Genomic DNA, 3,831 nt, shown 5'->3' with positions numbered 1-3,831 from the left:
GCGGTCGCCACGGCGGCCAGGCCGACGCTCACCGCGAGCAGCGCCAGCCGGGTGCGCTCGGCGTTCACGCCCAGGCCGGTCGCCGTGCTGTCGCCCATCTCCAGCAGCGCGAGGCGGCGGCCCAGGACCAGCGCGCACGGCAGCAGCACCACGAGCGCCTGGGCGACGACCTCGGCCTGGTCCCAGCCCCGGTTGTTCAGGCCGCCGACCAGCCACGTCTGCGCGGCCAGCGCGCTCTCCAGCGACGCGCGGGTGAGCAGGTAGGAGTTGACCGCCAGCATCATCGCGCTCACGCCGATGCCGATGAGCACCAGCCGGAAGCCCTGCACGCCCTGCTTGAACGCGAGCAGGTAGACGGCGGCGGACGTGATCAGGCCCGTGGTGGTCGCGCCGATCGCGGTGGCGACCATGCTGCCCTGGGCCAGCACGATCACCGCGATCGCGCCGGTGGCCGCGCCCTGGGTGAAGCCGATGATGTCCGGGCTGGCCAGCGGGTTGCGGGACAGGCTCTGCAGGATCGCGCCGCTGAGCGCGAGCGCCGCGCCGACCAGCACCGCGGTGATCAGGCGCGGCAGGCGCAGGGTGAAGACGACGAAGTCGGCGTAGCCGTCGCCCTGGCCGAGGAACGTGGCCAGCACCTCGCCGACGGTCAGCGGGAAGTCGCCGGTGACCATGGTGGCGACCGCCGCGACGACCGTCAGCGCCGCGAGGGCCGTGCCGACGAGGAGCGCGCGGTCGCTGAACCGGAGGGACACGGCGCGGGTGCGGACGGTCCTCACAGCGTCGCCAGCTTCCGGCGGCGGCACAGCGCGATGAACACGGGCGCGCCGATGAACGCGGTGATGATGCCGACCTCCATCTCCTGCGGCGCGACGACGACGCGGCCGACGATGTCCGAGCCGAGCAGCAGGATCGGCGACAGCACCGCCGAGTACGCGAGCACCCAGCGCTGGTCCGTGCCGCCGATCATGCGGGCCACGTGCGGCACGGTGAGGCCGACGAACGCGATCGGCCCGGCGGCGGCCGTCGAGGCGCCCGCCATGAGCGTCACGGCGAGCACGCCGAACGCCCGCGTGCGGTTGACGTTGGCGCCGAGCGCCTTGCCGGTGTGGTCGCCGAGCGCCAGCACGTTCAGGCTCCGCGCGAGCAGGAACGAGATCAGGATGCCGGGCAGCACGAACGGCGCGACCTGGCCGACCAGTTCCAGGTCGCGGCCCGCGAGCGAGCCGACGTTCCAGAACCGGAACGCGTCGAAGGTGTGCGTGAACAGCAGCAGGATCGCGGAGACGTAGGCGTACAGGACGGCGGTCAGGGCCGCGCCGCTGAGCACCAGCCGGTCCGGCGTGGGCGTGCCCCGGCCGGCCGCGCCGAGCACGTAGACGACGGTGGCCGTGCCCGCCGCGCCCGCGAGCGCGAACCAGACGTACCCGGTGGGGCTGGTGATGCCGAAGAACGCGATGGCGGACACGATCGCCGCCGCCGCGCCCATGTTCACGCCGAGCAGGCCGGGATCGGCCAGCGGGTTGCGGGTCAGCGCCTGCATCACCGCGCCGGACAACCCGAGCGCCGCGCCCACCAGCAGGCCGAGGACCGCGCGGGGCACGCGGACGGCGCGCACGATCGCCGCGTCGCCCGTGCCGTCGTCGGCGAGCAGGAGGGAGAACGTGTCGGCGAACGGGATGCTCTTGGTGCCGATCCACAGGCTGAGCAGCACGACCAGGCCCAGCACCGCGATCGACACGAGCATCCCGATCCCCCGGACCGCTTCGCGCGACACCCACACCTCCCGAAGTTTAGGTAAGGCTAACCGACACTCGGTCGCCGCTGATCGTCCGGATGGCCTCGGCCCCGGACCGCGCGACGCGGCAGCCGACCGGCGCGTGCGCCGCCCGCCCCGACGACGGCGGTCACAGGTAGCGGCGGTAGCCCTTGGCGGTGGCGGCGAACCCGTGCCGCTCGTAGAAGAGGTGCGCGTCGGCCCGCCGGTCGTTGGACAGCAGCTGGACCTTGTAGCAGCCGCGCTCCCGCGCCCAGCCCAGCGCGGCCCGGAACAACGCCGAGCCGACACCGCCCCGCCGGTCCCCCGGCCGCACGACCACGTTCTCCACCAGCATGAACGGCCGCGCGCCGCGGGTCAGGTTCGGCAGCACGACGGTGTCGACCGCGCCGACCAGCTCGCCGTCGCGCTCGGCCAGGAACACGCGCCGGCCCGCCTGCGCGACGATCTCCCGCCACGCGGCGGCCAGGCGGTCGGCCGGCGGGCGGTCGTCGTCGGGGGCCAGGGCCCACAGCAGGTCGAAGAGGCGTTCCGGGTCGTCGTCGGCGGTGGCCGTGCGGAGGTGCGGGTCTGCCACGGTGGCGATCGTGCCCGATCAGGCCAGCGCCAGGGCGACGATCGCGACGAGAGCCGGTGTGATCTGCGAGATCGTGCCGACGACCCCGGCGCCCTTGGGGCGGCTCAGCGCCATCCGGTCCGACACGCCGAGGCCGATGCCCGCCAGCACCATGAACCCGCACGTGTAGAACACCAGCGCGCGGCCGACGGCCTCGTCCCCCGTGTTGAGCGCGACGAGGCCGATGACCGTCCCCGCGCCGAGGAACAGGTTGTACAGGCCGACGTTGAACGACCACAGCCGCACGGGCGGCACGTCCTCGGTCGGGACCTTGAACACGCCCCAGTGCACACCGGGCTTGGTGAACAGGACCGTCTCCCAGACGAACACGAGCACGTGCAGCGACGCGGCCAGGCCGGCGGCCACCTGCGCGACGGCGTTCACGACGACCACTCCCCCACGGTGACGCCGTGCCGCGCGACCACGTCGCGCAGCAACGGGGCCGCCTCGGCGATCGGCAGGTCGGCGGGCACGGTCCGGTCGACGTCGCGGAAGAACCGGCCCATCGCGTCGGTCGGGCTCACCGCCAGGAACCTCACCGACGGCGAGTGCACGGCGAACGTGTGCGACGCGCCCGGCGGGATGGCGATCGACGAACCCGGGCCCACGTCGTGGACCTCGCCGTCGACGAACACCGCCATCCGGCCGTGCAGCACGTAGAACGCCACGGCCCACGGCGTGGTGTGCGGCGGCACGGCGGGGCCGCGCGGCGCGTCGACCTCGAACAGCTCGTAGGCGCCGTCGGTGTGCGCGGCGTCCACCTTGACCACGATCTTCGCGTCGGGCGAGGTCAGCTCGAAGCCGTCGCCCGCGGTGCTGAGGTGTGTCTTCACGGGTCGACGGTAGGAACCGCGGGGCACCGCGCCCCATCCCGGAAATGTGGGATGCCGGTCCTCCGGCCGGCGGCGCATACTCCGACCATGTGGGAAGGTCGGGCGCTCGCCGCGCGACGCGACGTCGCCGCCCTCGCGACGGCGGGCCTGGGGCTCGCCGAGCTGCACCGGGCCGCCATCGACGTGGTCGGGCGGGTCGTGCCCGCGGACCTGGTGTGCTGGGCGTCGCTGGACCCGGACACCGCCGTGATCAGCTCGATGACCAGCGGCGCGACCCGCATCCCGCCCCGGTACGAGCCCTTGCTGGCCACCTTCGAGTACGGCGGCGCGGAGCCGCACACGTTCGCCGAGCTGGCCCGCCGCCCGGGGTCGGTGGCGCGGCTGTCCGACGCGCCGGGCCGGGACGCCGCCCGCTGCGGCCGGCTCAACGAGGTGTGGCGCCCGCTGGGCCTGCGCCACGAGCTGCGCGCCGTGTTCCGGGCGGACGGCACGTGCTGGGGCGCGGCGGGCATGGTGCGGCGCGGCGAGTTCACCGACCGGGAGAGCGAGTTCGTCGCCTCCGTCGCGCCCGCGATCGCCACCGCGACCAGGCTCGCCGCCCGGTG

The 3,831-nt window shown here is 74.3% G+C and carries 5 protein-coding genes and 1 pseudogene; 1 reads left to right on the top strand and 5 read right to left on the bottom strand.

The window, feature by feature from the left end; all coding sequences use genetic code 11:
- From ACFQ3T_RS35085 to ACFQ3T_RS35065, 5 genes are all read right to left on the bottom strand, one after another.
- Window positions 1-779 (bottom strand): FecCD family ABC transporter permease (locus tag ACFQ3T_RS35085; protein ID WP_380730194.1); only part of this gene is annotated, 779 nt, incomplete at its 3' end.
- A complete protein-coding gene (locus tag ACFQ3T_RS35080) occupies window positions 776-1,747 on the bottom strand; it encodes a FecCD family ABC transporter permease (protein ID WP_380730196.1) in 972 nt (323 codons plus the stop codon). The genes ACFQ3T_RS35085 and ACFQ3T_RS35080, both read right to left, overlap by 4 nt.
- Window positions 1,748-1,907: 160 nt before the next feature.
- Window positions 1,908-2,354 (bottom strand): GNAT family N-acetyltransferase, encoded by a 447-nt coding sequence (locus tag ACFQ3T_RS35075; protein WP_380730192.1) that lies wholly within the window; start codon window positions 2,352-2,354, stop codon window positions 1,908-1,910.
- Between the two features lie 18 nt (window positions 2,355-2,372).
- The gene (locus ACFQ3T_RS35070) at window positions 2,373-2,777 is read right to left on the bottom strand and encodes a DUF1304 domain-containing protein (protein WP_380730190.1); all 405 of its coding nucleotides are present in this window, start codon (window positions 2,775-2,777) and stop codon (window positions 2,373-2,375) included.
- Entirely contained in the window at window positions 2,774-3,226 is a 453-nt protein-coding gene (locus ACFQ3T_RS35065) for a cupin domain-containing protein (RefSeq protein WP_380730188.1), read from the bottom strand. The genes ACFQ3T_RS35070 and ACFQ3T_RS35065 overlap by 4 nt, the downstream gene beginning before the upstream one ends.
- An 87-nt stretch (window positions 3,227-3,313) precedes the next feature.
- Between ACFQ3T_RS35065 and ACFQ3T_RS35060 the strand changes: the two are divergent.
- Window positions 3,314-3,831: pseudogene (locus ACFQ3T_RS35060) on the top strand (helix-turn-helix transcriptional regulator); the annotation flags it as partial.

Origin of the sequence: Saccharothrix hoggarensis, assembly GCF_042678885.1 — a bacterium.
Lineage (GTDB): Bacteria > Actinomycetota > Actinomycetes > Mycobacteriales > Pseudonocardiaceae > Actinosynnema > Actinosynnema hoggarensis.
This window is presented reverse-complemented; position numbering and strand designations above follow the sequence as displayed.